This is a genomic window from Stenotrophomonas maltophilia, assembly GCF_047497515.2.
Lineage (GTDB): Bacteria > Pseudomonadota > Gammaproteobacteria > Xanthomonadales > Xanthomonadaceae > Stenotrophomonas.
In genome coordinates this window covers 1-25,289 of record NZ_JAXAXL020000001.1, presented here as the reverse complement: position 1 = coordinate 25,289, position 25,289 = coordinate 1, and the positions used below count along the sequence as shown (strand labels likewise).

The following is a 25,289-nucleotide window of genomic DNA, read 5'->3' as shown; positions in this document are numbered from 1 at the left end:
CGGGTCATGACCGGAAAATGGATATTATCTGGCGCATATCGTCAGGAAATCTCACATGAGCCGCTCCCTGCTTCCGCCCCTCAATGCGCTGCGTGCGTTCGAGGCCACCGCCCGGCTCGGCGGCGTGGGTCGCGCCGCACAGGACCTGCATGTCACCCACGGTGCGGTCAGCCGGCAGTTGAAGCTGCTGGAGGACCACCTTGGCCTGGCGCTGTTCCAGCGCGCCGGTCGCGGCCTGCGCCTGACCGCTGCGGGCGCGCGCCTGCAGGCGGCATGCAGCGAAGCCTTCAGCGGCATCGAAGCCTGCGTGCGCGAGCTGCGGCGGCCTGCGTCGGCACCGGCGCTGGTACTGGGCTGCAGCGGCAGCGTGCTGGCGCGCTGGATGATTCCGCGCCTGCCGGCACTGGAAGCCGCCCTGCCCGGCGTGCGCCTGCAGTGGTCAGCACTGGACGGCAGCTTCACCGAGGCGCAGGCGGCACTGGATGCGGTCCTGCTGCTGGCGCAGGGGCCGTGGCCACGGGGCTGGCAGGTGCGCGAGCTGGCGCCGGAGCGGGTCGGCGTGGTGGTGGCGCCGTCACACCCGGCGGCGCAGCGCCTGCGCCATGTGCCGCCGTCGGCACTGCTGCAGGAGACGCTGCTGCATACCAGTTCACGGCCGCAGGCGTGGCCCTCGTGGGCACAGGCACATGGCCTGGACGCCTCGGCGCTGAAGTTGGGTACCGCGTTCGAGCATCTGTACTACCTGCTGGAAGCAGCGGTGGCCGGGTTGGGCCCGGCGATCGCACCGGAGCCCCTGGTGGCCGAAGATCTGGCGGCAGGGCGGCTGATCGCGCCGTGGGGATTTGCCGCCACGGGCGGCTTCTGGGTGCTGGCGCGGCCGGATGGACCGGCCGATGCACGCGTGGATGCACTGGCCGATTGGTTGGTGCAGCAACTGTAGCGTCGAGCTTGCTCGACGCTGCTCGGATCGATCAGGGTGCCGTGGGTGCGGCCAGCCGCTGCTGCAGGTCCTCGCGCAGGCGCGAGAGTTCCACTTCCGCCTGCTGCCGCTGCTGCATCCCCTCACGGTGGATGCTGCGCACTTCTTCCACCGTGGCGATCAGCTGGTCGTGCACATGGCGCAGCGTGGCCACGTCGATCACCCCACGCTGGTTGCTGCGCGCGGTATCCACCGAAGCCTGGCGCAGCAGGTCGGCATTGCGGCGCATCAGCTCGTTGGTGGCATCGTCGATGGCGGTGGACAGTTCGACCGCCGCCTTCTGTTCGCCCAGCGAGAGCTGGATGGCAAACTGGCGTTTCCACGACGGAATGGTGATGTCGCGGACGGTGTTGAACTTCTCGATAAGCTGCAGCGCGTTGGCCTGGATCAGGCGGATCATCGGCAGCGACTGGTCGGCGGCGTGCTGCATCAGCTGCAGGTCGGACACGCGCTTCTCGATCAACCGGATCGCGTTGTCGATCTCGCCCTGGCGGATGCGCTGCTGCGGATCCTCACTGCCCTGCCCGGCCAGCTGTTCGGCCTGCAGTTCGCCCAGCCGCTGCTTGCCCGCAGCCGCATACAGGCCGAGCGCATGGCGTTCTTCGCGGACGATGTCGTGCATGCGGTCGAATTCGCCCACGCGCTTGCCCATCAAGGCCTGCTGCACGCCGACGTCGCCCAGCAACTGCTCGATCTGCGCGTTGGTGTCGCTGAACTTCTGCACCAGCTCGCCCTTGGATACGCGCAGGCGGTCGATCAGGCCACCGATCACCGGCACCTTCGACCGCTGGGCGAAGCCGTCCAGCTTCAGGCTGCGTGCGATGCGCACCACTTCGCCCAGCTTGTCGCCACTGGCATCCAGGTCACGATTGCGCACCTGATCCAGCAATTGGCTGGAGAACGCTGCGGTGCGCGTGGCCGCTTCGCGACCGAAGACCTGCAGGTTGCCCGGGCGCAGATCTTCCAGCTCCAGACGGATCTCGGCGATGCGCGGCAGATCCTCGCGGAGCAGTCCCAGCGCCTGCAGTGCGCCTTCATCGAGCCCAGCGGCGGTGGTCGTGCCGGGCACGAGGGCACCGGGGGTCTGGCTGTCCTGGGTCATCGGGCAGTCTCCTTGCAGTTGGGTAAGCGGCAGTGGCAGCTGGCTCAAGGCAGTCTAGCCTGAGCCGCGGCCACCTCGTCATCGATCTGTGCATGCAACCTGGCGGCCTGGCCGGCCAGCGCAGCGCCCGCAGCGGCCTGGCCTGCCAGTGCGGCCTGCCGCCAGGCCGGCAGCAGGACGTCATGGATGCGGGCGAAGCGGTGCAGCAGTGCGTTGTCCTGGTCCTGCAACAGCTGCCATTGACCGGCTTCCAGACGGCGCAGCGAGGTCAGCCGGCGAAGATGGTCCAGCCGTTGCGACAGCGCGGCCTGCCCGGCGATATCCAGCGCCGCCAGCAGCGGCGCAGCCCGTTCGACCCAGCCATCCAGCGCGGCGGCCGCCTCTGAATGTTCAATGATGGCCATGGCCCGCAGCTGCATGTGCTGCTGCAGGTGCTGGGCCTGCTCACGCGCCTGCAGGGCCAGCACGCCCAGCTGCGACTGCAGCGCGCGCCCTTCTGCCTCGCGGGCGACATCACGCCCCAGCAATCGACCCCACCAACCCTCCTGCTGCCGGATCTGTGCCGGGTTGGCGGCCTGCAGGGCCAGCGCGATGCGTGCCAGCGCGGCCACCAGGCCCTCGCCCGCGCCCGGCGGCAACGTCGTTTCGCGCCGTGCCAGCGCCTCCAGCAACGGCGCACCATAGTCGGCCAGCACGGCGACATCGGGCGTGCCCGGCAACATCGGTGATGGCAGTGGCGCCTGCGTGGTCACGGCAGCGGTGGCGGCTTCGGCGTGGATGCCGGAGGGGCATCACCGTCTTCCGGCGGCAATGACTCGCCGTAGAAGTGGCGCATCAGGGCCTCATCCAGTGCCCGCTCCTCCGGCGTCGCGGCACGGCGCACGCGCGCACGCTGCGCCACCAAGGCACTCGGTGCACCACGCTCCACCTGCTGTCGAGCCCAGCCGGCAAACGCGGCCAGGGTCTGCGACACCTGTACCTGCTGCGCCTGCGACGCCGCCAACAGTTCCACCAGCGGCGCCAGGCCCGCCTGCAGGTCTTCGGCCAGGATCGTGGCCGGCACACTGGGGGCTGCCGCGACCGCGACCGGGACCGGCGCGGCGGTGGCGCGTGTTTCAGAAAGGCGATGCAAGGCGTCCAGCAACGCCGGCCACGGCGCCGGGTCCGCAACGGCGATCGCTTCCGGCGCCGGCGGTGGCAGCTGCAGGGCGTTGGCGATATCGGCCAACTGTGCGACCACGCGCCCGCCAACATCGCCGTCGTCAGCCCCCATGGCCTTGTTGCGCAGGAAGTCGCGCTTGATCTGTACCCAGCGCTGCGCCTGCGCGTCATCCAGTACGCCGCGCAGTTCGGCCAGCTTCAACAGGTTCTCTTCGGCGCCGGTGGTCAGCAGCTGTGCCTCGCCCAGGTAGTGGTCGGAGATCAACTGCTGCAGCTCGTCCTCGTTCATCACCGGCGAGATCTTCTCGGCCAGCTTGTTCATGTTCCGGTAGCTGCCCTGCAGGCGGAACGGCGGCTCGGTGCGGTAGCGGTCGTCCTGTGCAGCACTGGCGATGTACTGCTGGTTGACCCGGTAGACCACGTCGCGCACGCGCAGCATGCGCTGCAGGGTCGCAGTGATCTCGTTGATCTCCGCGCTGCTGTAAGCGTGGCTGAGGCCGTTGGTCGAAACGTCCTTGCCCATCGCGCGGTCGACCAGCACGTACAGGTCAGCCATGTCGCGCGTGGCCAGCGGCGCCAGCACCGGATTGGAGGTCAGGCTGTTCTCGATGTAGCTGAGGGTAAAGGCTGCTTCCATGCCACCGAGCACATCACCGAGGTTGTAGATGTCGGCACGGTTGGCCAGCATGTCCGGGATCTTGAACACCTCGCCGGACTCGGTATACGGATTGCCGGCCATCACCACGCAGAACTTCTTGCCGCGCATGTCGTACGTACGGGTGCGACCGCGCCACACGCCCTCGATACGGCGGGTGCCATCGCACAGCGAGATGAACTTCTGCAGGAACTCGGGATGGGTGTGCTGGATGTCGTCCACATACAGCATGGTGTTGTTGCCCATCTCCAGCGCCAGGTTGAGCTTCTCAAGCTCCTGCCGCGAGGTCGCGTCCGGTGCCTGTGCCGGGTCCAGCGAGCGCACCTCATGCCCCAGCGCCGGACCGTTGATCTTCATGAAGACCAGACCCAGCCGGTGCGCCACGTATTCCATCAGCGTGGTCTTGCCGTAGCCCGGCGGCGAAATCATCATCAGCAGGCCCATCAGGTCGCTGCGCTTGTTCTCGCCGACCGTGCCCATCTGCTTGGCCAGGTTGTCACCGATCACGCCCAGGTAGACATCATTGATCAGCTTGTTGCGCACGAACGAGGACAGCGGCCGCGCCTTGAACTCGGACAGCCGCAGGGTCTCACGCTCGCGGCCGATGATGCCCTGGCGCAATGCCTGATAGGCATGGAACGCTGGCACGAAATGGCGCAGGTGCTGCTTCAGGCGTACCAGGAAGTCATCCAGCGACACCACCAGCGTGCCATTGCTGATGCGCGCGTGCTCGCCCAGCAGGCCAGCAACCTCCGACTGCAACGCGGCGTCGCTGGCGCGGGTGCGCAGCTGCCGCTGCACCAGCAGCAACGCCGCAGCTTCATCGACATAACCGGCATGCATGGCATGCGCCGGCATCCGCGCCAGCGCACGCAGCCACTGCCCGGCCAGTGCCCAGCGCGCGGCCAGCGAATCCTGGCTGCGCTGCAGGGCGCGTTCGACCGCCTCGCGCTGCCCGGCCTGCTCCAGCTGCTGCGCCAATGCCTCCAGCAGTGCCACCGCATGGCGGCTGCTGCTGAACACCGGATCGCCCGCCGCCAGTTCTTCGCCCAGGTAGGCGGCTGCGGCCTCCGCGGCATCGGCATCGAACGGCAACGCGTGGGACTGCGCATACGCCAGCAGCGCCTCGGCCATTTCGGCACGCAACGCCAGGCGCCCTTCGTCGGACCCCAGCAGGCGCGCCAACGCTTCGGCGCCCACCTGCCGCGCCGACCATTGCGCCACCGTCTCGTGGCGCTGCTCGCCCGCCCAGAACAGCAGCGCCAGCGCACGCACCCGTGGTGAATGGCGCAGGCTGCCAGCGGCCTGCTGCAAGGGCAACAACGCACGCAGGATCAGCGCGGCATCATGGTCATGAATGCCTCGCTCGTAGCCTTCGCGGTAACGCGGTGCGGCGAACGCACGCACGCGCTGATCCAGCGCATCGGGATTGGCGATGTCGTGCTGCAGCATGGCCAGATCAAGGCCGTCGCGTCCCTCCTGCGCGGCCATCAGCAGGCTGCCGGCCAGATACTCGCCGCGATACAGCGTGGGGGATTCAGAGTCCAGCGTCACCGGCCAGAACGGCTTCAGCGCATCCAGCTCCGGATCGTGCAGGGTTTCCAGGAAATCAGTGCCGGTCAGATGGATGGCCAGCGTATCGCCACGCGGCAGCAGGGTCAGGTCCAGTGCCTGGGTGTTGACGCTGAAGCGATGGCGCGGCCCCAGCCGCACCACGTTGCCGCCGGCTTCGTACAGATCACTGCGGTCGCGCAGCTGGCGTACCGCCTGGTCACGCACGCCCTTCAGGCGCGCCTCGACGTCGTCGGCCTTGACGTTGTCGTGCAGCGTGCGCAGACGCTCGGCCAGCTCACGCAGCTTGAGGATCAGCGGATCGCCGGCGAAGAAGGCGTTGAGTTCATCGGCGGTGGCGAAGCGCTCGGTGCGCTTGGCCAAGCCGTCGAGGATGCGGTTGGCCGCATCCAGGACCGAACGCGCCTTGCGCTGGCGGTCATCCAGAAGTGCCTGTTTGTGCGTTTCGAAGGCTTCGACCAGCTCTTCGCGCTTGCTGAGGATGTCGCCGAGGAACTGCTCGTGTTCGCCGAACTGGCTCTCCAGTTCCTCCAGCTGCACCAGCAGGCGCGACAGCTGCTCGTCGGCGCGCTCGGGGTCGGTGGCCAGGGCCAGCGCGCTGGTGATCGACTGCGAGAACAGCGCGAACTGTGCGGCGAACTGCGCCACGGCCTCGGCCGAACCGAGCGACCTGCGGCGCTGATCAGCGCGCGCGCGGGCCTGGTTGAGGCGGCCGTACAGCACCGAAATGGACTCGACCACGCGGGTGCGGGCAGTGGCATCGTCCACCTTCAGGCCGGCCATCAGCTCGGACAGCATGTCCAGGTCGGCTGCCATCCCGCGCAGCCCCTCCAGCTGCTCATCCAGCTGGCGGGCACTCTGCGCCTGCTGGGCAGCTTCATCCAGCACCTGCAGGCGCGTGGTCAACGGCACCAGCGCGGCATCACCGGCGAGAAACTCACCCGTGGCGGCGCCGACATGGTCCTGCGCCTCCATCAGTTCGGCCGTCATCGTCTCGATGCGCACGGTGTCGATGTAGCGCAGCTCGCGGATGGTCAGCAGCCGCCCACGCAATGCGGTGATCGCATTGAGGGCCTCGACGAAGGCCTGTACTTCGCTCCAGTTCTGCGGTTGCAGCCGGCCCAGCAGCGCCTTGTGCGCGGCCTCTGCCTCGACCATCGCCTGCGCCGACTGCTGGCGGATCGACTGCACCTTCTCGTATTCGTCCAGCACCGATTCGCCGGTGGCGCTGATCTGCCGTAGCAGGACCTCGGCGCCATCGCAGGCGTCATCGCCCAGCCAGTGGTGTGCATCGAACAGGCGCCGGGTATCGGCCACCAGGCGCTGGTAGCGCTGTACCGACACGTCCTGGCCTTCAATCTCGCGCGCCAGGTTGAACAGGTTGGAGATGCCGCGCACCAGCTCGGCGTTGCCGATACGGCCCATGAAGGTGTTGCCGGGCGGTCGGCTGGCGGCAAACTCGTCACTGCTGAAAGGGGTCTGCCAGACCTGCATCGGATGGATGCGGGTCGGTTCGCTGCCCTCAGCGTGGAACAGCACCATGCGCCCGTCCTGCATCAAGGCGTAGCCATGGCCGAACACCGGGTTCTGCAGCACGCGCTGGATGGTGTTGTAGACGAACAGCGCCGAGCGCCCACCTTCGCGCTCGTAGAAGATGTACAGCACGTCCTCGCCGTTCGGCGAACGGATGCTGCGCTTGAACTGCATGCCGGCCATCGAGGCGTCGAACGCCTTGTGCTCGCCGCCCTGCAGGTAATAACCGCCCGGGAAGATCACGCCGTGGTCTTCGGGCAGCTGCACGCAGGCCTGCACGATCGCATCGTTGCGCACGATGCCGCCGGTCAGCGTGTTGTAGATCAGGCCACGCCACTCCGTCTCGCGGTACGGCAACACCTTCAGCAACACCAGCGAACCGACCCGCGCGAATTCGAACTGGGCGTCGTCCAGCGACTGCGTGCTGTCCTCGACCGGCTCGCTGTAGATGCCCTGTCCGGTCTCGGTATTGTTCTCGACCTTGATGGTGAGGTCGCCGCCGGTGGTCTCCACGAACAGGGTATCGAGGATGTTCAGGTGTGAATGGCGTCCATTGACCGCCAGGTCGCGGGTCGCCTTGGTCCATTCGAAGTCGAACGGCGGCGGCAATGCGATATCGCGCTCACCGCGCGCATCCAGATAGGTCAGTTCGCCATCGCGCGACAGCGCCCAGCGGAACACGCGCACATCGCTGCTGCGCTCGCCGATCTGGAACGAGGCCAGCAGCTTGTCGCCCACAACGATCAACTGCAGCAGGCGCGCGTGCTTGTAGTAGGCATACAGCTCGTTGAAATCGTGCACGAACCCCGGCTGGTCGAGGAAGCTGCCCTTCAGCTCCAGGGCAGCGACGTCGTAGCCATCGCTGCCCTGCACCAGCCGGTACAGGCCGAACACATCTTCGATGCGGGTCTGGGTCTTCAGCCCGATGAATACGTTGTAGCCGAACAGCAGGCGGTCCGGGCCCACCTGCACGATGTCACGGCCGACGCAGTTGTTCTCGCTGCGGATGCGGAAACGCCCGACCACTTCCAGGCGGCTGTCGCCGAACTCGGCCAGGCGCTGGTGGTTGAGCGTTTCGGCCAGGCCCTGCAGGCGCTGGCCCTGCTCGGCCAGGCGGCGGCGCAGGACTTCGTAGGCGCCACCCTGGGCAACGGCCTGGTCGACGGTGTTGCCGCCGGCCTCCGCTGCGGTGGATTCGGCGGACGGATGGGTTTCAGACATCAGCAGGCTTCCGGCTCACGGGCGGACGGCCGCAGTTGCGACCGGCGCGGGCGGGCGATGGCGGCGCGGCCATCGCCCGATGCATCAACGGGCGCTGTCGACCACGGTGGCCGACACGGTGGGCACCGCTTCGGCTTCCTCGGTGATCTGGCGCGGTGCCGGCTCGGCCACCGCCACGCCCAGGTAGCGCTGCATCAGCTCCTGCACGATCGGACTCTTGCCGGCAAAGCCTTCGATCGACTTGCCCAGCGACACCGCCTTGACCAGGTTCTCGAACATGCCACCGTCGCCACCGACCAGGTCGATATCGGCGTTGCGCAACGCACTGGCGATGACATTGGCGTTCTCGCGCGAGACTTCCTTGCCGGCTTCGATCGAGGCCAGCGCCTGCTTCAGGCTGTTGTCCAGCATCATGCGGAACTCTTCGTGGCCACGCGCCTGGTCGCTCAGCGAGGCGATCGCCTCGAACTTGCGCACCAGGCCTTCGGCCTCGGCCAGCAGCTTCTTCTGCACCACGCCGGCTTCGGCATTGCCCAGCGATTCAGTGGCCGTGGCACGGGCCAAGCCCATCTTCTCCTCACCCTGCGCCTGCGCCTGCAGGGTCTCGGCCAGCACGCGGGCTTCGTTGCTGCCTTGCTTCAGGCTGGCTTCGGCCTTGGCTTCGATCACGCGGGCTTCGGCGATGCCGACCTTCTCGATGGCCAGCGCCGAGGCCTCACGCACCTGTGCTTCGGCCAGGCCAGGGGCGGCCTGTTCGGCACGGTAGGCATCGGCCAGCAGGCGCTTGGCTTCGGCCTGCTTGCCGGCCGCTTCGTGCTCGGCCTGGGCCAGCGTGGTCAGTTCCACCGCACGATGCTTGGAGGCAGTTTCACGCGCCTGCGCTTCCTTCACTTCGCGCACCAACGACTCCTGTGCCTTGGCCTCGGCTTCCAGGATCAGCACCTGCTTCTGGCGATCTGCTTCGGACACCTCGCGCACTTCCTTGATGCGCTCTTCTTCCTGCGCCACGGTCTTGTCGATGGAGATGCGTTCGCGGGTGATGTTGGCCACGTCCATCTTGCCCTGCTCGACCACCTTGTCGCGCTCCACGCCCTGCAACTGCACTTCACGGTCGGTGGTGACCTGCTCCAGCTGGCGTGCACGCTCGACGCGCTCGGCTTCGATGGCCACGGCACGCTGGCGGTTCTGCTCGGCCACTTCCACTTCGCGCAGGCGGTTCTGGTCGCGGATCTCGATCAGCTGCTGCGCTTCGATCCGGGCATTCTCGGACAGCTGGCGCTGTTCTTCCTGCACCTTGGCGGTCTCGGCCTCCTCGCGCGCACGGATGGTCTCGATCTCGCGCTTCTGGCGTGCTTCGGCTTCGGCCTGCTGACGTTCCAGCGCCAGCAGCGCTTCGCGGGCTTCCACATTCTTCTTGGTGATGGCGAGCTTCTCGTTCTGCTCCAGCTCGTTGGTCACCACATTCTGCGCGGCGGTCAGCTCGGTGATCTTGCGGATGCCCTGGGCGTCGAGGATGTTGAACTGGTCCAGCAACGACTTCGGGGTCTGCTCCAGGTAATCGATCGCCACGTCTTCCAGCACATAGCCGTTGAGGTCGTTGCCGATTACCGCGATGATCTCGTCGCGGAATTCCTGGCGCTTCTCGAACAGTTCGGTGAAGTCGAACTTCTTGCCAACCGTCTTCAGCGCTTCGGAGAACTTGGCGTTGAACAGCTCATCGACGGCATGCTTGTCCGACGCACGGTCGGCACCGATGGCCTTGGCCACGCGCAGCACGTCGGCCTGGGTCTCGTTCACCCGCAGGTAGAAGGCCACCGCGATGTCGGCACGCATGTTGTCGCGGCAGATCAGGCCTTCCTTCCCGCGGCGGTCGATCTGCAGGGTGATCAGGCTGATCCGCATCAGTTCTGCGCGGTACAGCACCGGGATGATCAGCGCACCGGTGAAGTGCACCTTGGGCGTGGAGCTCATGTCGTTGACGATCAGGGCCACGCCCTGGTCGACCTTGCGGTAGAAGGCCTTGAACAGGCCGGCCACGCCCAGCAACAGGACGAGCAGGCCGCCGGCGACGGCCAGGATCGGTAAGAGGGACGCCAACGTCATTGATGATTCTCCTTGTTGCCCGGAAGCAGGTTGTCCTGGAAATCGAGGGCGATCGCATCAGCGCGGACCACCCGGTAGTAGTGTTGTTCTGCCATGTGCTCGACCAGCACGATGCGCTCGCCACGCTGCAGTTCGGTGTCGCTGCGGATCTGCAGCACCAGCCCGGCGCCGCCATCATCGACATTGGCATGACCGCTGCGTGCGTCCACCTTCGGCGATGCGACCACGCCGATCCGACCCAGCAGCGACGCCTGCGGCACCGGCCGCAGGCGCAGCAGGAAGCGACGGACCGGGCGCAGGATCAGCGCGGTGATGGGTACCGCAGGCAGTGGTGCCAGCACCGCCACGAGCGTACCCAGGCCCCAACGCAGCAGGTCCGGCAGCGGCAGCAGTACGAACAGATGGATGAAATAGGTGATGAGCCAGCCGAACAGGCCCAGCAGGGTGACCACCACCATGATCGGGACGCCACCCAGCCCCCAACGCGCCAGAACGGCCGACAGGCCACTGAGGTCGGTCCCAGCCTCGAGTGCGCCATCGGCGCCGAGATCGCCGAAACCATCATCGACCAGGCCGAACGCCACAACCGCCCAATACATCACCGACACCATCAGCAGAATGCTGTACGGCAGCGTCGGGTAACCGAGCACGACGGTGAGGAACTCCTGCATCGCTTGCCTTCCTGGGCTGTGGGCGGCGGCCGCCCGTTCGGGGCGCGCCGTGCGCGCTCCGTTGATCCCCGCGCCGGCCTTCATGGCAGGCGCGCTTGGGTCCATCCTATGTGAAGAATGCGTGCAGGCTCAAATCCAGATCCAAATCACGCCAAATAGTGACGCAAATCACTCGAGAACCGTGCAGTCCGCGCGCCGCACTTCTTCAACGAAGGTGCGCATCTTGTAGCCATCCTTGATGCCCGGCTCCAGCTCGATGCCGCTGGAGACATCCACGCCCCACGGCAGCGTGGCCAGCACGGCGTCGTAGACGTTTTCCGGATTCAAGCCGCCGGCAAGCAGGAACGGGCGGTGCAGGCCGGTTGGGATCCGGCCCCAGTCGAAGGCCACGCCGGTGCCACCACCGCCGCCCGGCGCATGGCTGTCGAACAGGAAACCGGCCGCGCTGGGATAACGCAGCTGCAGGGTGCGGGCGTTGATCTCTTCACGCCCCCCCATGGCGATCGCCTTCAGGTAGGGCATGTTGAAGCTGCGGCAGAAGCTCTCGTCTTCCTCGCCATGGAACTGCAGCAGGGTCGGCCGTACCGTGCGCAGCACCTCGCGCACCTCTTCCTTGCTGTTGTTGCGGAACAGCGCCACCACGTCGACCATCGGCGCGATTGCCTGGCGCATCGCGCGTGCCTCGGCGGGGGCCACCCGGCGGCTGCTTTCACGGGCGAAGATGAAACCCACCGCGTCCACACCCAGTTCACCAGCCAGGCGGACGTCGCCGGCCCGGGTCATGCCACAGAACTTGATGCGTGTGCGGTAGTAGGAGCGGCTCATAGCGTGACCTCGGCGGGCAGATGCCAGTTGTCGGGGTACAGGGGCCCAAGGAACACCAGGCCCTGCGGCGGTGCGGTGGGACCGGCTACGGTGCGGTCGCGCCCGGCCAGCAGTTCGGCGATCCATTCCACCGGCTTTTCGCCGCTGCCCACCAGGATCAACGAACCGACGATATTGCGGACCATGTGATGAAGGAATGCATTGCCCTGCACGGCCACTTCAATCACCTCGCCCTGGCGGCTGACCTGCAGCGACTGCAGCTCGCGCCGCGCATGCAGCGCCTGGCACTGCACCGAGCGGAAGGCACTGAAGTCGTTCTCGCCGAGCAGGGCTTGCCCGGCGACGTGCATCAGGGTCTCGTCCAGCGCGCGGCGCTCCCAGCTCAGGGTCTGCCGGTCCAGCGCCGGGCGCACCTCGCGGTTGAGCAGGCGGTAGCGGTAGCGGCGCGCGCGCGCCGAGAAGCGGGCGTGGAAATCATCGGCCACCGGCACGCACCAGCGCACCGCGATCGAGCGCGGCAGGCGGGTGGTGGTACCCAGCAGCCAGGCGCGCGGATCGCGCACCACATCGGTATCGAAGTGCACGACCTGGCACTGGCCGTGCACGCCGGCATCGGTGCGGCCGGCACAGACCACCTGCAATGGCGCGTCGGCCACCGACGACAGGGCCTGTTCCAGGCTGGCCTGCACGCTGGGGCCACCCTCGCCCAGGTTCTGCCAGCCCCTGAAATCGCTGCCGTCGTACTCGACGCCAAGCGCGTAACGCATGTGCTACCTCGATGTTGCGGATGGGGCGGCGCTCAGGCCGGATCGCGTTCGGACCAGACCGCCAGTTCATTGCCACCGGGCTCGACGAACTGGAAGCGGCTGCCGCCGGGGAAAGAGAACACCGGGCGCACGATCTCGCCACCGGCATCGCGCACCGCTGCCTCGACCGGCGCCAGCTGGTCGGCGTACAGCACCAGCAGCGGCGCACCCGCATCGCTGGCCCGCTGCGGCTGGCCGCGGAAGAAACCGCCCTGCAGGCGTCCATCGTCGAAGGCGGTGTAGTCGCTGCCATAGTCAACGAACGACCAGCCAAATACCTTCTCGAAGAAGGCACGGCTGGCGGCAGGGTCACTGGAGGCGAATTCAACGTAGTCGATGCGGCGCTCGCGGTTCATGGCACGGTCCTTGTCGGCAGGTTCGGTCACGGCAGGCGGTCCAGCAGCTCACGGGCGTGTGCCTGGCTGTGCAGGTCGCCGCCTTCGATCACTTCCTGCAACAGCGTGCGCGCGGTCTGCGCGTCCCCCAGATCGAGATAGGCGATGGCCAGTTCCAGGCGCTCCTGGCCGGCACGCGGTGACCAGCCCGCATCGCTGCCCGGCGCGGCGGTGCCTTCCTCGTGCGTGGCATCGGAGGCGTCATGCAGCGCTTCGGCGGAATGCCCGTCGTCATGCGATTCCGCGGGCAGGTCGAACACACCACGGAACTGGGGTTGCTGTTCGGCGTGCAGGGCGTAATCCGGCACCTCCACTTCAGCTGCGGCTTCGGGCGGAGTCTCCGCCTGCGGCGCATCGTCATTGTTCACCACCGGCTCGTCCCAGCGCGGCAGGTCGGCCACTGCTTCGGGCAGCGCCACAACCTCGTCGTCATGCAGCGTCTGCGCCTGCCAGTCCACCCGTGCCGACCCGTCGGCGATGGCTTCGTCCTGCACCTCATGCGCGCTCGCCCAGGCCGGCATTGCCGGTTCCTGGCGGCCACCCTCAGCCAGCGCCGACGACCACGAAGACTGTTCGGCCAGCGTATCCAGCGCGGCGCCGGCCGGCACCACCGCAGTCAGGGCGGCCGCGTCATCTTCCTCGCGCAGCGGCGGCAACGGCGACGGCTTGCGACGACGCACCAGCCACGCAGCCGCGGCGGCCAGCAGCAGCACCGGCAGGCCAAGCCAGTACCATGGCGTCGCCGCATCGCGCGCACCCGGGGCCTGCGCGAGGCGCTGCTGTGCGGCCGCCAGATCGTTGTCCTTCATCGCAATCAGCGACTGCTGTTGTTGCTTCAACTTTTCCAGGTCGGCCACGCGCTGTTTCAGCTCGCCGATCTCGGCATCGCGGGTGGCGATGTCTTCGCGCGCCTGACGCAGTTGTTCGTTGCCCAGCATGTCACCCTCGCTGCCGGCAGCGGTGCCGGTGGTTGTGCCCGCGCGCGCGGCGTCGGACGCCAGTGCCGGAGCGATTTCAAGACGTGCCCCATTGGCCGTGGCCGGGGAGGAGTCGGCCGCTGCGGCCGCTTTGGCGACCGGCGCGACCGTGCCGGCGGGCTGCGGCACGGTGCGGGCCTGGCGCCATTGCGCCGCGTGCTCACGCACCAGGGCGGCCGCTTCGCTGGCATCGACCGCCGCCAGCGCGTCGCTACCCGGCAGGCGCAGCACCGCGCCCTGCTTGAGCAGGTTGACGTTGCCGCGGATGAAGGCTTCGGGATTGGCACGCAGCAAGGCGATCATCGCGCGATCGCGACTGACCTGGTTGCCGGCGGCGACCCCGCTGGCGATCTGCGACAGGGTCTGCCCGCGCTGCACGGTGATGCTGCCCTCGGCCGGCGGCGCCGCAACGGCGGCCGGTGCCGTACGCGGCCGTGCCGGAGCCGGCGTGGGCGCAGGCGTCCGCGCCGGCGTGTTGACCGGCGCCGCGGCAGGCGCAGGTGCCACCTCGCGTGCAATCGCGTTGGACAGGGTACCGGCAGGCGCGACGATTTCCGGTTCCGCCACGGCCAGCGCACTGGCCGGCGCGTCCACCAGGGCGGAGTACTCGCGCACCAGGCGGCCCTGGCCCCAGTCAGCCTCGATCAGGAAGCTCAACGACGGGGTCTCCACCGGCGTCTGCGAGGTCACCCGCACCACCGCCCTGCCCTGCGCATCGCGGCTCAGTTCGAACTGCAGCTCGCTGACCAGGCCGGCCGGCCGCTGCAGGCCGACGCGCTCGAAGGTGGCCGGCGAAGCCAGCGCCACGCGCAGGTTCTCCAGCTCGGAGGGATCGGCCGAGACCACCAGGATCTCGGCCAGCAACGGCTGGCCCGGCTTGGACAGGACACGGATATCGCCCAACCCCAGGGCGAGCGCCGAACTGCTGGCCAGCGCCAGCAGTGCAGCGGAAAGATAGCTGAGCGGGCGCTTTGCGCCCCGGGCCCGTTTATTCATGGGCGACACTATAAAGCGTGCGGACCAAGGTCCGCACCCACCGAGGGGCGACCTGCGATAGTGCCGGCCGCTGGCCGGCACTCGCTTCAAGCCATGGATCACGGCAATGCCGGCCAGCGGCCGGCACTAACAGTAAAGCAAGCGCGGTGATCAGCGCTGTTCGGCGGCGACCAGCTCGGCCAGCTGCACGGCGTTCAACGCTGCGCCCTTGCGCACGTTGTCCGACACGATCCACAGGTTCAGGCCGCGCGGGTGCGACAGGTCCTCGCGGATACGACCGACATACACCGCATCGGTGCCGGACGCGTGGGTGACCGGGGTCGGGTAACCACCGGCTTCGTGGCGATCCACCACTTCGATGCCCGGCGACTGCTCCAGCAGCGCGCGTGCTTCAGCCACGGTGACCTTGTCGCGGGTCTCGATCGCCACCGACTCGGAGTGACCGTAGAACACCGGCACGCGCACGGCGGTCGGGTTCACCAGAATGCTGTCGTCGCCGAGGATCTTGCGGGTTTCCCACACCAGCTTCATTTCTTCCTTGGTGAAGCCGTTGTCCTGGAAATCGTCGATGTGCGGGATCAGGTTGAAGGCGATCTGCACCGGGAAGCGCTGCGGATCGATCTCCTGGAAGCTCAACAGCTGCCCGGTCTGCTTGCCCAGCTCCTCCAGCGCCGAACGGCCACCGCCGGACACCGACTGGTAGGTGGAGACGTTGATGCGCTCGATGCCGTACTTGCGGTGCAGCGGCGCCAGTGCGACCAGCATCTGCATGGTCGAGCAGTTCGGGTTGGCGATGATGCCGCGGGGGCGGTTGCCGACCTGGTCCGGGTTGACTTCGGAGACCACCAGCGGCACGTCATCGTCGTATCGGAAGGCCGACGAATTGTCGATCACCACCGCACCGGCGGCGGCGAACTTCGGCGCATATTCCTTCGACACGCTGCCACCGGCCGAGAACAGCGCGATCTCGACACCGCTCGGATCGAAGCTGGCCAGGTCCTGGATCCTGACCTTCTGGCCATTGAACTCGACTTCGCCACCGGCCGAGCGCTCGGACGCGAGCAGGCTCAGGGTGCCGACGGGGAAACCGCGTTCGGCCAGGATGGCCAGCATGGTCTCGCCGACCGCACCGGTGGCGCCGACGATGGCGACGTGGAAACTGCGCTGTGCATTGCTCATGGGGGAACTCTCACGAAAACGGGAAGGGGAAAATCACGCACGACAGCTGGGTTCGGGGAACCTCCTCAAGCGGGATGCGCGGAGGTTCCCTATCGTTTCCCGGTTTTTTTGCCCAGGGCCACGCGCGCAGCCAGGGCCGCGTCCGCGTTGATCGCGCTCGGCATGCGCACGGGCTCACCGGCCAGGCCGAGCCCGGCCAGCAGGTTATCCACGGCAAGCTGTACCATCGCCGTGCGCGTGGCCAATGAGGCACTGCCGATGTGCGGGGTCAGCACCACGTTGCGCAGCGCCAGCAATTCAGGACGCACCGTCGGTTCGCCCTCGTAGACATCCAGGCCGGCGGCGGCCAGGCGGCCGTTGGCCAGCGCATCGGCCAATGCGATCTCATCGACCAGACCGCCACGGGCAATGTTCACCAGCGTGGCCGACGGCTTCATCCTGGCCAGCGCGGTGGCATCGATCAGGTGATGCGACGCCGGGGTGTACGGCAGCACCAGCAGCAGGTGGTCGGACTGCGCCAGCAGCGTGTCCAGATCCACATAGCGGGCACCGAGCGCGGCTTCGGTTTCGGCCGGCAGCTGCGAGCGGTTGTGGTACAGCACCTGCATGCCGAAACCGTGCGCAGCGCGGCGGGCGACACCCTGGCCGATGCGGCCCATGCCAAGGATGCCCAGCGTGCTGCCATGGATGTCGGCACCGAGCATGGTCTGGAACGACCACTGCTGCCACTGTCCCTCGCGCAGCCAACGCTCGGATTCGGTGATGCGGCGCGCGGTGGCCATCAGCAGGGCGAAGCCGAGATCGGCGGTGGTCTCGGTCAGGACGTCCGGCGTGTTGCTGGCCAGGATGCCGGCCGCGCTGAGCGCATCGACATCCAGGTTGTTGTAGCCGACGCCGACGTTGGCGATCACCTGCAGCCGTTCAGCCTCGGCCACCTGGGCCGGGCCGATGCGCTCGTTCAACGTGATGATCGCGCCGTCGGCGCTGGCCAGCTGTTCGGCAATCTGCGCGGGCGTCCAGGCGGTCACGGTGTCGGTGCTGCGCAGCTGAACGCGATCACGCAACGGCGCGATGGCCGCGTCGATCAGCGGCTGGCTCACCCATACCGTCGGCCGCGTGTCAGCCATCGATCTGCCCGGGAATGCGCGGGGTGATCGTGCCGACGTCACCGCATTGCGCGCGGTGGCGCAGTGCCTGGTCCATCAGCACCATGGCCACCATCGCCTCGGCGATCGGGGTGGCGCGGATGCCGACGCAGGGATCGTGGCGACCGGTGGTGACCACCTCGACCACGTTGCCGGCCGTATCCAGCGACGGACCCGGCAGGCGCAGGCTGGAGGTCGGCTTCAACACGATCGACGCGACCACCGGCTGGCCGGTGGAAATACCGCCGAGGATGCCGCCGGCATGGTTGCTGGCGAAGCCCTGCGGGGTCAGCAGGTCACGATGCTCGGTGCCCTTCTGCGCGGCGCTGGCGAACCCGTCGCCGATCTCCACGCCCTTCACCGCGTTGATGCTCATCAGCGCGGCGGCGAGATCGCCGTCGAGCTTGCCGTAGATCGGCTCACCCCAGCCAGGCGGCACGTTGTCGGCGACCACGTCCACGCAGGCGCCGACCGAATCACCGGACTTGCGCAGCGCATCCATGTACGCCTCCAGCTCCGGAACCTGGGCGGCATGCGGCCAGAAGAAGGGATTGTCCTCCACCGCCGACCAGTCGAAGCCGGCCGGCGTGATATCGCCCAGCTGCGACAGGTAGCCGCGCACGGTGACGCCGAAGCGCTCGGCCAGCCACTTCTTGGCGACCACGCCGGCGGCCACGCGCATGGTGGTCTCGCGCGCCGAGGAACGGCCGCCACCACGCGGGTCGCGGATGCCGTACTTGTGCCAGTAGCTGTAGTCGGCATGGCCAGGGCGGAACTGCTGGCCGATGTTGGCGTAATCCTTGCTGCGCTGGTCGGTGTTGCGGATCAGCAGCGCGATCGGGGTGCCGGTGGTCAGGCCCTCGTACACGCCGGACAGGATCTCGACCTCATCGGCCTCGCGGCGCGCCGAGGTGTGCCGGCTCTTGCCGGTGGCGCGGCGCTGCAGGTCGTGGGCGAATTCGGCCGCGTCCAGCGCCAGCCCCGGCGGGCAGCCGTCGATCACGCAGCCGATGGCCGGCCCGTGCGACTCGCCGAACGTGGTGACGGTAAACAGCTTGCCGAACGAATTGGAACTCACGGGCGCTGCGCCGCCAGTTCGGTGATGCGCGCGCTGTGGGCGATCAGTTCGCGGCACTCGACCGCGAAGATGCCCATCTGGCCAACCTTGAATTCGATCCAGGCGAAGTCGACTTCCGGCAGCAGCTTGATCAGGTGCTGCTCGGATTCACCCACTTCGCAGATCAGCAGGCCGTCTTCGCTCAGGTGCAGCGGGGCGTCACGCAGGATCTTCAGCACCAGGTCCAGGCCGTCGTCACCGGCGCGCAGGCCCATGTCCGGCTCGTAGGAGTATTCCTGCGGCAGGGCATCGGTCTCGTCGTTGGTGACGTACGGCGGGTTGGTGACGATCAGGTCGTAGTGGCGCCCGGTCAGGCCATTGAACAGGTCCGACTTCAGCAGGGTGACGTTGTGCGCCTGCAGGCGCTCCTTGTTCTCTTCGGCCAGCGACAGCGCGTCGTCGCTCAGGTCGACGCCGTCCACTTCCCAGTTCGGGTAGTAGTGGCCCATGGCGATGGCGATGCAGCCCGAACCGGTGCACAGGTCCAGCGCACGGCTGACGTCACGGCCGGCCAGCCACGGCTCGAAGCCGCACTCGATCAGTTCGGCGATCGGCGAACGCGGCACCAGCGCGCGCGTATCGCTCTTGAAGCTGAGGCCTGCGAACCACGCCTCGCCGGTCAGGTAGGCGGCCGGAATGCGTTCGTCGATGCGGCGCTGGAACAGCTCCAGCACGCGCAGCTTCTCGGCCTGCAGCAGGCGCGCCTGGCCATAGGCCGGGCCGAGGTCGTGCGGCAGGTGCAGGCTGTGCAGGACCAGCTGGGTGGCCTCGTCCAGCGCGTTGTCGTAGCTGTGCCCGAAGGTCAGCCCGGCTTCATTGAAACGGCTGGTGCCGTAGCGGATCAGATCGATGATCGTGTGGAGTTCGGCGGCCGTTTCAGCGGTCATGGCGGTACTGCGGGCAAAGTGGCCCCCGATTATAGGGGCTGGCGCCGGTGGCGGCATCCGTTGCGGCGGAAACGATCCGGTCGCAGCCGGTATGATGGGGCCCACTTCGCGCGGGAGCCCCCATGTTCAATCGCAACGCCGGCATCATCCTGCTGATCGCCCTGGCGGCGGGCCTCGGCCTGCTGGCCGCGCAGCAGGTGTTCGCGCCGAAGCCGCCGGCCAACGCCCCGGCCACCGAAGCGATCACCCTGTACCCGCAGCCGCGTGCGCTTCCCGACTTCAACCTGGCCCAGTCCGACGGCACCCGCCTGATCCCCGGCGAGCTGAAGGGCCATTGGACCCTGGTATTCCTCGGCTTCACTTTCTGCCCGGATGTCTGCCCGACCACCCTGGCCGAGCTGGCTGGCGCGCAGAACCAGTGGGAGGCCCTGCCCGACAGCCTGCGCCCGCGCGTGCTGTTCATCTCGGTCGACCCGGACCGCGACAGCGCCACCCGCCTGGGCGAGTACGTGCACGGCTTCCACAAGGACACCCTGGCCGCCACCGCCGACGTGCCTTCGCTGGAGCGCTTCGCCACCTCGCTGGGCTTCGTGTTCCAGAAGGTGCCCGGCAAGCACTTCGACGAGAACCCCGAGGATTACACCGTCGAGCATTCGGCCAGCCTGGCCGTGCTCGACCCGCAGGGCCGCCTCGCCGGCCTGGTGCGCCCCCCGTTCAATGCGCCGGCGATCGCCCGCGACCTGCAGAAGCTGACCGAGAAAACCGCCCCATGAGTCTCACCACCGCCCTGACGTACGCCCTGCCCCACCGACTGCTGTCTTCGATGGCGCGCTCGCTGGCGTACTCGGACGATCCGCGCGTGTCGCGCTGGCTGATCGACACCGTCACCCGCAAGTTCAACGTCAACCTGGACGAAGCGGCCAACCCGGACCCGCGCAGCTACGCCACCTTCAACCAGTTCTTCACCCGTGCGCTGAAGCCGGGCGCGCGCGTGGCCGATGCCGATCCGCGCAGCCTGGTGATGCCGGCCGATGGTCGGATCAGCCAGCTGGGGAAAATCGAGGCCGGCCGCATCTTCCAGGCCAAGGGCCAGTCGTTCACCGCGGCCGAGCTGCTGGGCAGCGACGAGGATGCCAAGCCGTACAACGACGGCCTGTACGCCACCGTCTACCTGTCGCCGCGCGACTACCACCGCGTGCACATGCCGTGGACCGGCACCCTGCGCGAGACCGTGCACGTGCCGGGCCGCCTGTTCAGCGTCGGCCCCGCCGCAGTGAACGGCGTGCCACGCCTGTTCGCCCGCAACGAGCGCCTGGTCTGCCATTTCGACACCAGCTTCGGCCCGATGGTCAGCGTGATGGTCGGTGCGCTGCTGGTGTCCGGCGTGGAAACCGTGTGGAGCGGCGAGGAAATCCCGGCCTATGGCGACCGCATCACCCGCAAGGACTACCGCGGCCAGGGCATCCAACTGGAGCGTTTCGCCGAGATGGCGCGCTTCAACTACGGCTCGACCGTGATCGTGCTGCTGCCGCCGGGCGTGGCTGAGTTCGCCCCGCAGCTGGGCGCCGAAAGCCCGGTGCAGCTGGGCCAGGCGCTGGCTACGCTGCGCTGACCGTAGATCCACGCCATGCGTGGATGGATTCGACGGGATGCCGGCCAGCGGCCGGCACTGCCGTACGCGCGTTACTGCAGGGCCGGGGCGGGGCCGACGTCCATGCCGTCGTAGTCTTCCACGCCCTTTTCAGTGGCCAGGGCCGCGAATTCCTGGTTGCGGCGGTCCAGCGAGGCTTCGTCGTGGATCTCCACGCGCTCCACGTGCAGCACGTGGAATGGCGCATCGCCTTCTTCCGGCTCCTGCTCGAACAGTTCGACGAAGGTGTAGCCCTGCGCCTGCAGATGGTCGGCCAGGGCCTGCAGCGGCTCGGCGGTCGAGTGAACGAAGAAGTACCCCCACAGCAACGGGCCGTTGATGTCCCAGTCGGTGTTCTCGCGGAGGTTGGCGAACAGGTTGCGGGTGTCTTCGAGGTCCATGCGGGTTCCAGGGGTGGGGGGATTACTTGTCGCAGCCCTGCAGCTTCAGCGTCTGGCCGTGGCGCAGGCTGTAGGCCGGGGCTTTCAGGCCATTGGCGCGGGCCAGGGTCGGCACGTCGCACTGGAACTTCGCGGCGATGGCGCCCAGGGTCTCGCCCTTGCCCACCTTGTGGCTGCGCACCGGCTTCGGACGGGCGGCGGCTGCCGCGCGCGGCGTCGACACCGAGGCCACCGGCGCGGTCGGGACGCTGGTGGAGGCCGCGGCATCAGCCACCGGCACCACGCCGCCGACAGCCACGCTGCCGGTGTAGCTGGCCGCGGTCGGGCGCTTGATCGCCGCATTCAGATCGGCGGTGATCAGGGTCCGGGCCAGGTCCGCACGCGGGCCACTGACGCAGTTGCGCTGGTACAGGCCGGCGATGCGGGTGGTGGCGTTGATCAGCGTGCCGGCCGGAATCCAGCCATCGGCCTCATAGCGCGGGTTGAGGTTGCGCAGCGCGCGCATGTAGCCATCACGGGTACCGTGGCTGCCCAGGCAGATGGTCAGTTCGTAGATGGTGGTGGACTTGGCCAGGCGCAGCGTGGCCGGCTGCGCGCTGATCTTCGGGAACTCCACGCCGTACTGCTGCGGGTGCAGGAAGATCCAGGCCGCGGCGATCACCATCGGCACATAGTCCTTGGTCTCGCCCGGGAACTGGTTGTAGACGCTGTCGGTCCAGAAGCTCTGGCCAGCGCTCTGCTTGAACACGCGCGCGGCGCGGCCTTCGCCACCGTTATAGGCGGCCACCGACATTTCCACGTTGTTGTTCAGTTCGCGCAGGCGCTCGTTGAGGTAGCTGGCGCTGGCTTCGGCGGCACTGCGCGCATCAAAGCGCGTGTCGAAACCGGTGCCGTCCGGGCCCAGGCCAAAGCGGCGGCCGGTGGCCGGCATGAACTGCATCAGGCCGGCAGCGCCGGCACGCGAGGAGGCATGCACGCGGCCGTTGGATTCCTTGGCCATGATGCCGAACAGCAGCGCCTCGGGAAGACCGCGCTTTTCCCATTCCGGCCACATCACCGCGCGCAGGTTCTGGTAGTTCTCGTAGCTGGTCAGCAGCGCCGGGCGCATGTCGGTCAGCCAGCGACGGATGCCGGCCTGTACCGCCGGGTTGTACTCGACCATGGTGTCGAAGGCGTGCCGCTTGTCGTTCAACAGGGAGGCAGCGCGGGCCGCCTCGGGCACATCGGCGGTGAGCGGGCCGATATGGTCGGGGTCGGCCTCCAGGCGGTCACCGCCTTCGTCGGCCACGCCATCGCTGGCGGCTGCGTCGGCATCGTGCTTGAGCAGGCGCTTGTAGCTGGCCAGCAGGGTGCCCATCTGGCAGCCCTTCTGCTTCACGCAGTCGTTGAGCACATCTTCCATGTCCTCCAGCGCCGCGTCGGCCTCGTTGCTGCCCTTCGGGTCGGAATTTGCGACCAGCAGCAGGGCGTCGCTGTAGCGCTTCTCGGCAGCGGTCATGCGCTGCTGCAGCGCATCGACCTTCACCTTGTCCCGGGCCGAAACCCGCTGCGCATGGGCGTCGGGCGCCAGGGAAACCAGGCCGGCCAGGGCCAGCAGCGGCCAACCGCGGGAAATCAGGACAGGAACGGGCATTGATGGCACTGTGTGTGAAACAGGCAGGCAGAGTAGCGGCGCCGCCAAGGTCGGGGCAAGCCGGACCTTCGGACCGTCACCCCTGCCCGTTAACATTGGGCTATTCACCACAAGGGCTGGACCATGGATCCGATTCTGCTCGGCAAAGGCATTACCGACAATATTGCCGTCACCCTGCTGCCGAAACTCGGCAACCGCCACGGCCTGGTGGCCGGCGCCACCGGCACCGGCAAGACGGTGACCCTGATGACCTTGGCCGAAGGCTTCTCGCGGCTGGGCGTGCCGGTGTTCCTGGCCGATGTGAAGGGCGATGTGTCCGGCCTGGCCGTACCCGGCACTGGTGCCGAGAACCTGCTGCAGCGTGCCGCCGAAATCGGCGTGGCCGACTATGCCCCGGCCGCCAGCCCGACCATTTTCTGGGATCTGTACGGCAAGCTCGGCCATCCGGTGCGCACCACCGTCAGCGAAATGGGCCCGACCCTGCTGTCGCGCATCCTTGAACTGAACGACACCCAGGCCGGCGTGCTCGACATCGTGTTCAAGCTGGCCGACGACCGTGGCCTGCTGCTGCTGGACATGGACGACCTGCGCGCCCTGCTCGGCCTGGTGGCCGAGGAGCGCAAGGACATTTCCACCGAATACGGGCTGGTCAGCGCGCAGTCGATCGCCGCGATCCAGCGCTCGGTGCTGCGGCTGGCCCAGGATGGCGGCGAGCACTTCTTCGGCGAACCCGCACTGGAGTTGGCCGACATCATGCGGGTCAATCACGACGGTCGCGGCATGATCGGCATCCTCGCCGCCGACCAGCTGGTGCTCAAGCCCAAGCTGTACTCCACCTTCCTGCTGTGGCTGCTGTCGGAACTGTTCGAGCAGCTGCCGGAAGTGGGCGATCTGGACAAGCCGAAGCTGGTCTTCATCTTCGACGAGGCGCATCTGCTGTTCGACGACGCGCCTGCGTCGCTGGTGCAGCGCATCGAGCAGGTCGTGCGCCTGATCCGTTCCAAGGGCGTGGGCGTGTATTTCTGCTCGCAGTTCCCCGATGACGTGCCGGGCAACATCCTCGGCCAGCTCGGCAACCGGGTGCAGCACGCGCTGCGTGCATTCACCCCGCGCGACCAGAAGGCGGTGAAGACCGCCGCCGAGACCTTTGTGCCGAACCCCAAACTGGACGTGGCCAAGGTGCTCAGCCAGCTCGGCACTGGTGAAGCGCTGGTGTCCACGCTGCAGGACAAGGGCATACCGATGCCTGTGCAGCAGACGATGATCGCGCCGCCGCGCTGCCGGATGGGACCGATCACCGACGCCGAGCGCGCGCAGGTGCGCGCTGGCAGCCCGGTCGGCAGCCGCTACGACACTGCGATCAACCGCGAATCGGCAGCGGAACTGCTGGCGCAGCGCGCGCAGAAGGCGACCGAGCAGGCGCAGGCCCCTGCCGCACGCAGCCGCGAGCAGGACGAGGCGCAGGAAGGAGGCTTCGGCCAGTCGATCAAGGATGCGATCTTCGGCACCAAGCGCCGCCAGGGCATGATCGAGACCATGGCCAAGCAGACCACCCGCACCGTCGGCACCAAGCTGGGCAACCAGATCGTGCGCGGTATCCTCGGCAGTATCTTCGGCGGCAAGCGCTGATCTGCTGCTGCCGGGGTCGGATCCCTCCCGCCAGGGAGGGCTCCGACCCCGCTCCCCATTCGTCATCCAGAAAAGAAGTCGTACTGCATGTCCCGTTGGCGTCCCCCTGCAGAAAAGAGCACCGCCCTGATCACCGCCGCCGGCCATGCGCGGTTGAAAGCCGAACTGGATGAGCTGTGGCGCGTGCGTCGGCCCGAAGTGGTCAAGGCCCTGGCGGCCGCCGCCGCGGAAGGCGACCGCTCGGAGAACGCCGAGTACACCTACCGCAAGAAGCAGCTGGGCGAGATTGACCGCCGCGTGCGTTACCTGACCAAGCGACTGGAATCGTTGCGCGTGGTCGACACCACGCCGACCGATCCGCAGGCAGTGTTTTTCGGCGCATGGGTGGAGCTGGAGAACGTGGACAGCGGTGACACCAGCCGCTACCGCATCGTCGGCCCGGACGAAACCGATGCCGGACTTGGCTGGATCAGCATCGATTCGCCACTGGCGCGGGCGCTGCTGAAGAAGCGGCTGGATGACGAGTTCTCGGTGGAGCTGCCCGGCGGGCAGTTCACCTTCGCGGTGATCGGCGTGGAATACGCATCCCGGTAGAGTCGACTGTTAGTTGTGTAAACCCACCACGTTGTTCAGCGGGATTCTGGAAATAGGCGGTTGGCTGCCGATCCCCAT

The 25,289-nt window shown here is 67.7% G+C and carries 20 protein-coding genes; 5 read left to right on the top strand and 15 right to left on the bottom strand.

Annotated elements, in window-relative coordinates; translation table 11 throughout:
• The first annotated feature begins 55 nt into the window (after positions 1-55).
• Complete coding sequence (locus tag ACMZPQ_RS00100) at positions 56-940, top strand: LysR family transcriptional regulator (protein ID WP_197581998.1); 885 nt, start codon at positions 56-58, stop codon at positions 938-940.
• 31 nt (positions 941-971) lie between these two features.
• Here ACMZPQ_RS00100 and ACMZPQ_RS00095 read toward each other — a convergent pair whose 3' ends face one another.
• The 13 genes from ACMZPQ_RS00095 to prmB form a co-directional block, all read right to left on the bottom strand.
• On the bottom strand, positions 972-2,081 hold the full coding sequence (locus ACMZPQ_RS00095; protein WP_197582000.1) for a toxic anion resistance protein: 1,110 nt from the start codon (positions 2,079-2,081) through the stop codon (positions 972-974).
• 44 nt (positions 2,082-2,125) lie between these two features.
• Positions 2,126-2,803, bottom strand: a complete 678-nt coding sequence (locus tag ACMZPQ_RS00090; RefSeq protein ID WP_414486131.1) for a hypothetical protein — start codon at positions 2,801-2,803, stop codon at positions 2,126-2,128.
• Positions 2,804-2,829: 26 nt separating this feature from the next.
• Positions 2,830-8,223, bottom strand: coding sequence for a DNA repair ATPase (locus tag ACMZPQ_RS00085; RefSeq protein WP_197582003.1), 5,394 nt, complete (start codon positions 8,221-8,223; stop codon positions 2,830-2,832).
• A gap of 84 nt (positions 8,224-8,307) precedes the next feature.
• The gene (locus tag ACMZPQ_RS00080) at positions 8,308-10,326 is read right to left on the bottom strand and encodes a flotillin family protein (protein ID WP_197582005.1); all 2,019 of its coding nucleotides are present in this window, start codon (positions 10,324-10,326) and stop codon (positions 8,308-8,310) included.
• Positions 10,323-10,997, bottom strand: coding sequence for a DUF1449 family protein (locus tag ACMZPQ_RS00075; protein WP_197582007.1), 675 nt, complete (start codon positions 10,995-10,997; stop codon positions 10,323-10,325). Before ACMZPQ_RS00075 ends, ACMZPQ_RS00080 begins: the two co-directional genes overlap by 4 nt.
• Positions 10,998-11,165: 168 nt before the next feature.
• The gene (locus ACMZPQ_RS00070; protein ID WP_014037969.1) at positions 11,166-11,822 is read right to left on the bottom strand and encodes a phosphoribosylanthranilate isomerase; all 657 of its coding nucleotides are present in this window, start codon (positions 11,820-11,822) and stop codon (positions 11,166-11,168) included.
• On the bottom strand, positions 11,819-12,589 hold the full coding sequence (gene truA, locus ACMZPQ_RS00065) for a tRNA pseudouridine(38-40) synthase TruA (RefSeq protein WP_197582009.1): 771 nt from the start codon (positions 12,587-12,589) through the stop codon (positions 11,819-11,821). The genes ACMZPQ_RS00070 and truA overlap by 4 nt, the downstream gene beginning before the upstream one ends.
• Before the next feature lie 32 nt (positions 12,590-12,621).
• Positions 12,622-12,984 carry a VOC family protein gene (locus ACMZPQ_RS00060; protein ID WP_197582024.1) on the bottom strand — a complete coding sequence of 121 codons (363 nt, stop codon included), beginning with the start codon at positions 12,982-12,984 and terminating at the stop codon, positions 12,622-12,624.
• 26 nt (positions 12,985-13,010) lie between these two features.
• Complete coding sequence (locus ACMZPQ_RS00055) at positions 13,011-14,996, bottom strand: FimV/HubP family polar landmark protein (RefSeq protein WP_197582011.1); 1,986 nt, start codon at positions 14,994-14,996, stop codon at positions 13,011-13,013.
• Positions 14,997-15,146: 150 nt separating this feature from the next.
• Positions 15,147-16,175 (bottom strand): aspartate-semialdehyde dehydrogenase, encoded by a 1,029-nt coding sequence (locus tag ACMZPQ_RS00050; protein ID WP_197582012.1) that lies wholly within the window; start codon positions 16,173-16,175, stop codon positions 15,147-15,149.
• Between the two features lie 89 nt (positions 16,176-16,264).
• Complete coding sequence (locus tag ACMZPQ_RS00045) at positions 16,265-17,302, bottom strand: 2-hydroxyacid dehydrogenase (protein WP_197582014.1); 1,038 nt, start codon at positions 17,300-17,302, stop codon at positions 16,265-16,267.
• Positions 17,295-18,398: a chorismate synthase gene (gene aroC, locus ACMZPQ_RS00040; protein ID WP_197582016.1), complete on the bottom strand. Its 1,104-nt coding sequence runs from the start codon at positions 18,396-18,398 to the stop codon at positions 17,295-17,297. Before aroC ends, ACMZPQ_RS00045 begins: the two co-directional genes overlap by 8 nt.
• Positions 18,395-19,324, bottom strand: a complete 930-nt coding sequence (gene prmB / locus ACMZPQ_RS00035) for a 50S ribosomal protein L3 N(5)-glutamine methyltransferase (RefSeq protein WP_197582018.1) — start codon at positions 19,322-19,324, stop codon at positions 18,395-18,397. Before prmB ends, aroC begins: the two co-directional genes overlap by 4 nt.
• 122 nt (positions 19,325-19,446) lie before the next feature.
• Between prmB and ACMZPQ_RS00030 the strand changes: the two genes are divergently transcribed.
• A complete protein-coding gene (locus ACMZPQ_RS00030) occupies positions 19,447-20,097 on the top strand; it encodes an SCO family protein (protein ID WP_006459101.1) in 651 nt (216 codons plus the stop codon).
• Positions 20,094-20,936, top strand: coding sequence for an archaetidylserine decarboxylase (gene asd, locus ACMZPQ_RS00025; RefSeq protein ID WP_019336666.1), 843 nt, complete (start codon positions 20,094-20,096; stop codon positions 20,934-20,936). The genes ACMZPQ_RS00030 and asd overlap by 4 nt, the downstream gene beginning before the upstream one ends.
• Before the next feature lie 71 nt (positions 20,937-21,007).
• On the opposite strand, the gene ACMZPQ_RS00020 is transcribed toward asd, so the two are convergent.
• Together ACMZPQ_RS00020 and ACMZPQ_RS00015 are read right to left on the bottom strand one after the other, a co-directional pair.
• Positions 21,008-21,355: a ribonuclease E inhibitor RraB gene (locus ACMZPQ_RS00020; RefSeq protein ID WP_008267600.1), complete on the bottom strand. Its 348-nt coding sequence runs from the start codon at positions 21,353-21,355 to the stop codon at positions 21,008-21,010.
• Between the two features lie 22 nt (positions 21,356-21,377).
• On the bottom strand, positions 21,378-22,988 hold the full coding sequence (locus tag ACMZPQ_RS00015; RefSeq protein WP_197582019.1) for a transglycosylase SLT domain-containing protein: 1,611 nt from the start codon (positions 22,986-22,988) through the stop codon (positions 21,378-21,380).
• Positions 22,989-23,111: 123 nt separating this feature from the next.
• On the opposite strand from ACMZPQ_RS00015, the gene ACMZPQ_RS00010 reads away from it, so the two are divergent.
• On the top strand, positions 23,112-24,617 hold the full coding sequence (locus ACMZPQ_RS00010) for a helicase HerA-like domain-containing protein (RefSeq protein WP_197582021.1): 1,506 nt from the start codon (positions 23,112-23,114) through the stop codon (positions 24,615-24,617).
• Positions 24,618-24,704: 87 nt separating this feature from the next.
• Positions 24,705-25,211, top strand: a complete 507-nt coding sequence (gene greB, locus ACMZPQ_RS00005; protein ID WP_197582023.1) for a transcription elongation factor GreB — start codon at positions 24,705-24,707, stop codon at positions 25,209-25,211.
• Positions 25,212-25,289 lie beyond the last annotated feature (78 nt).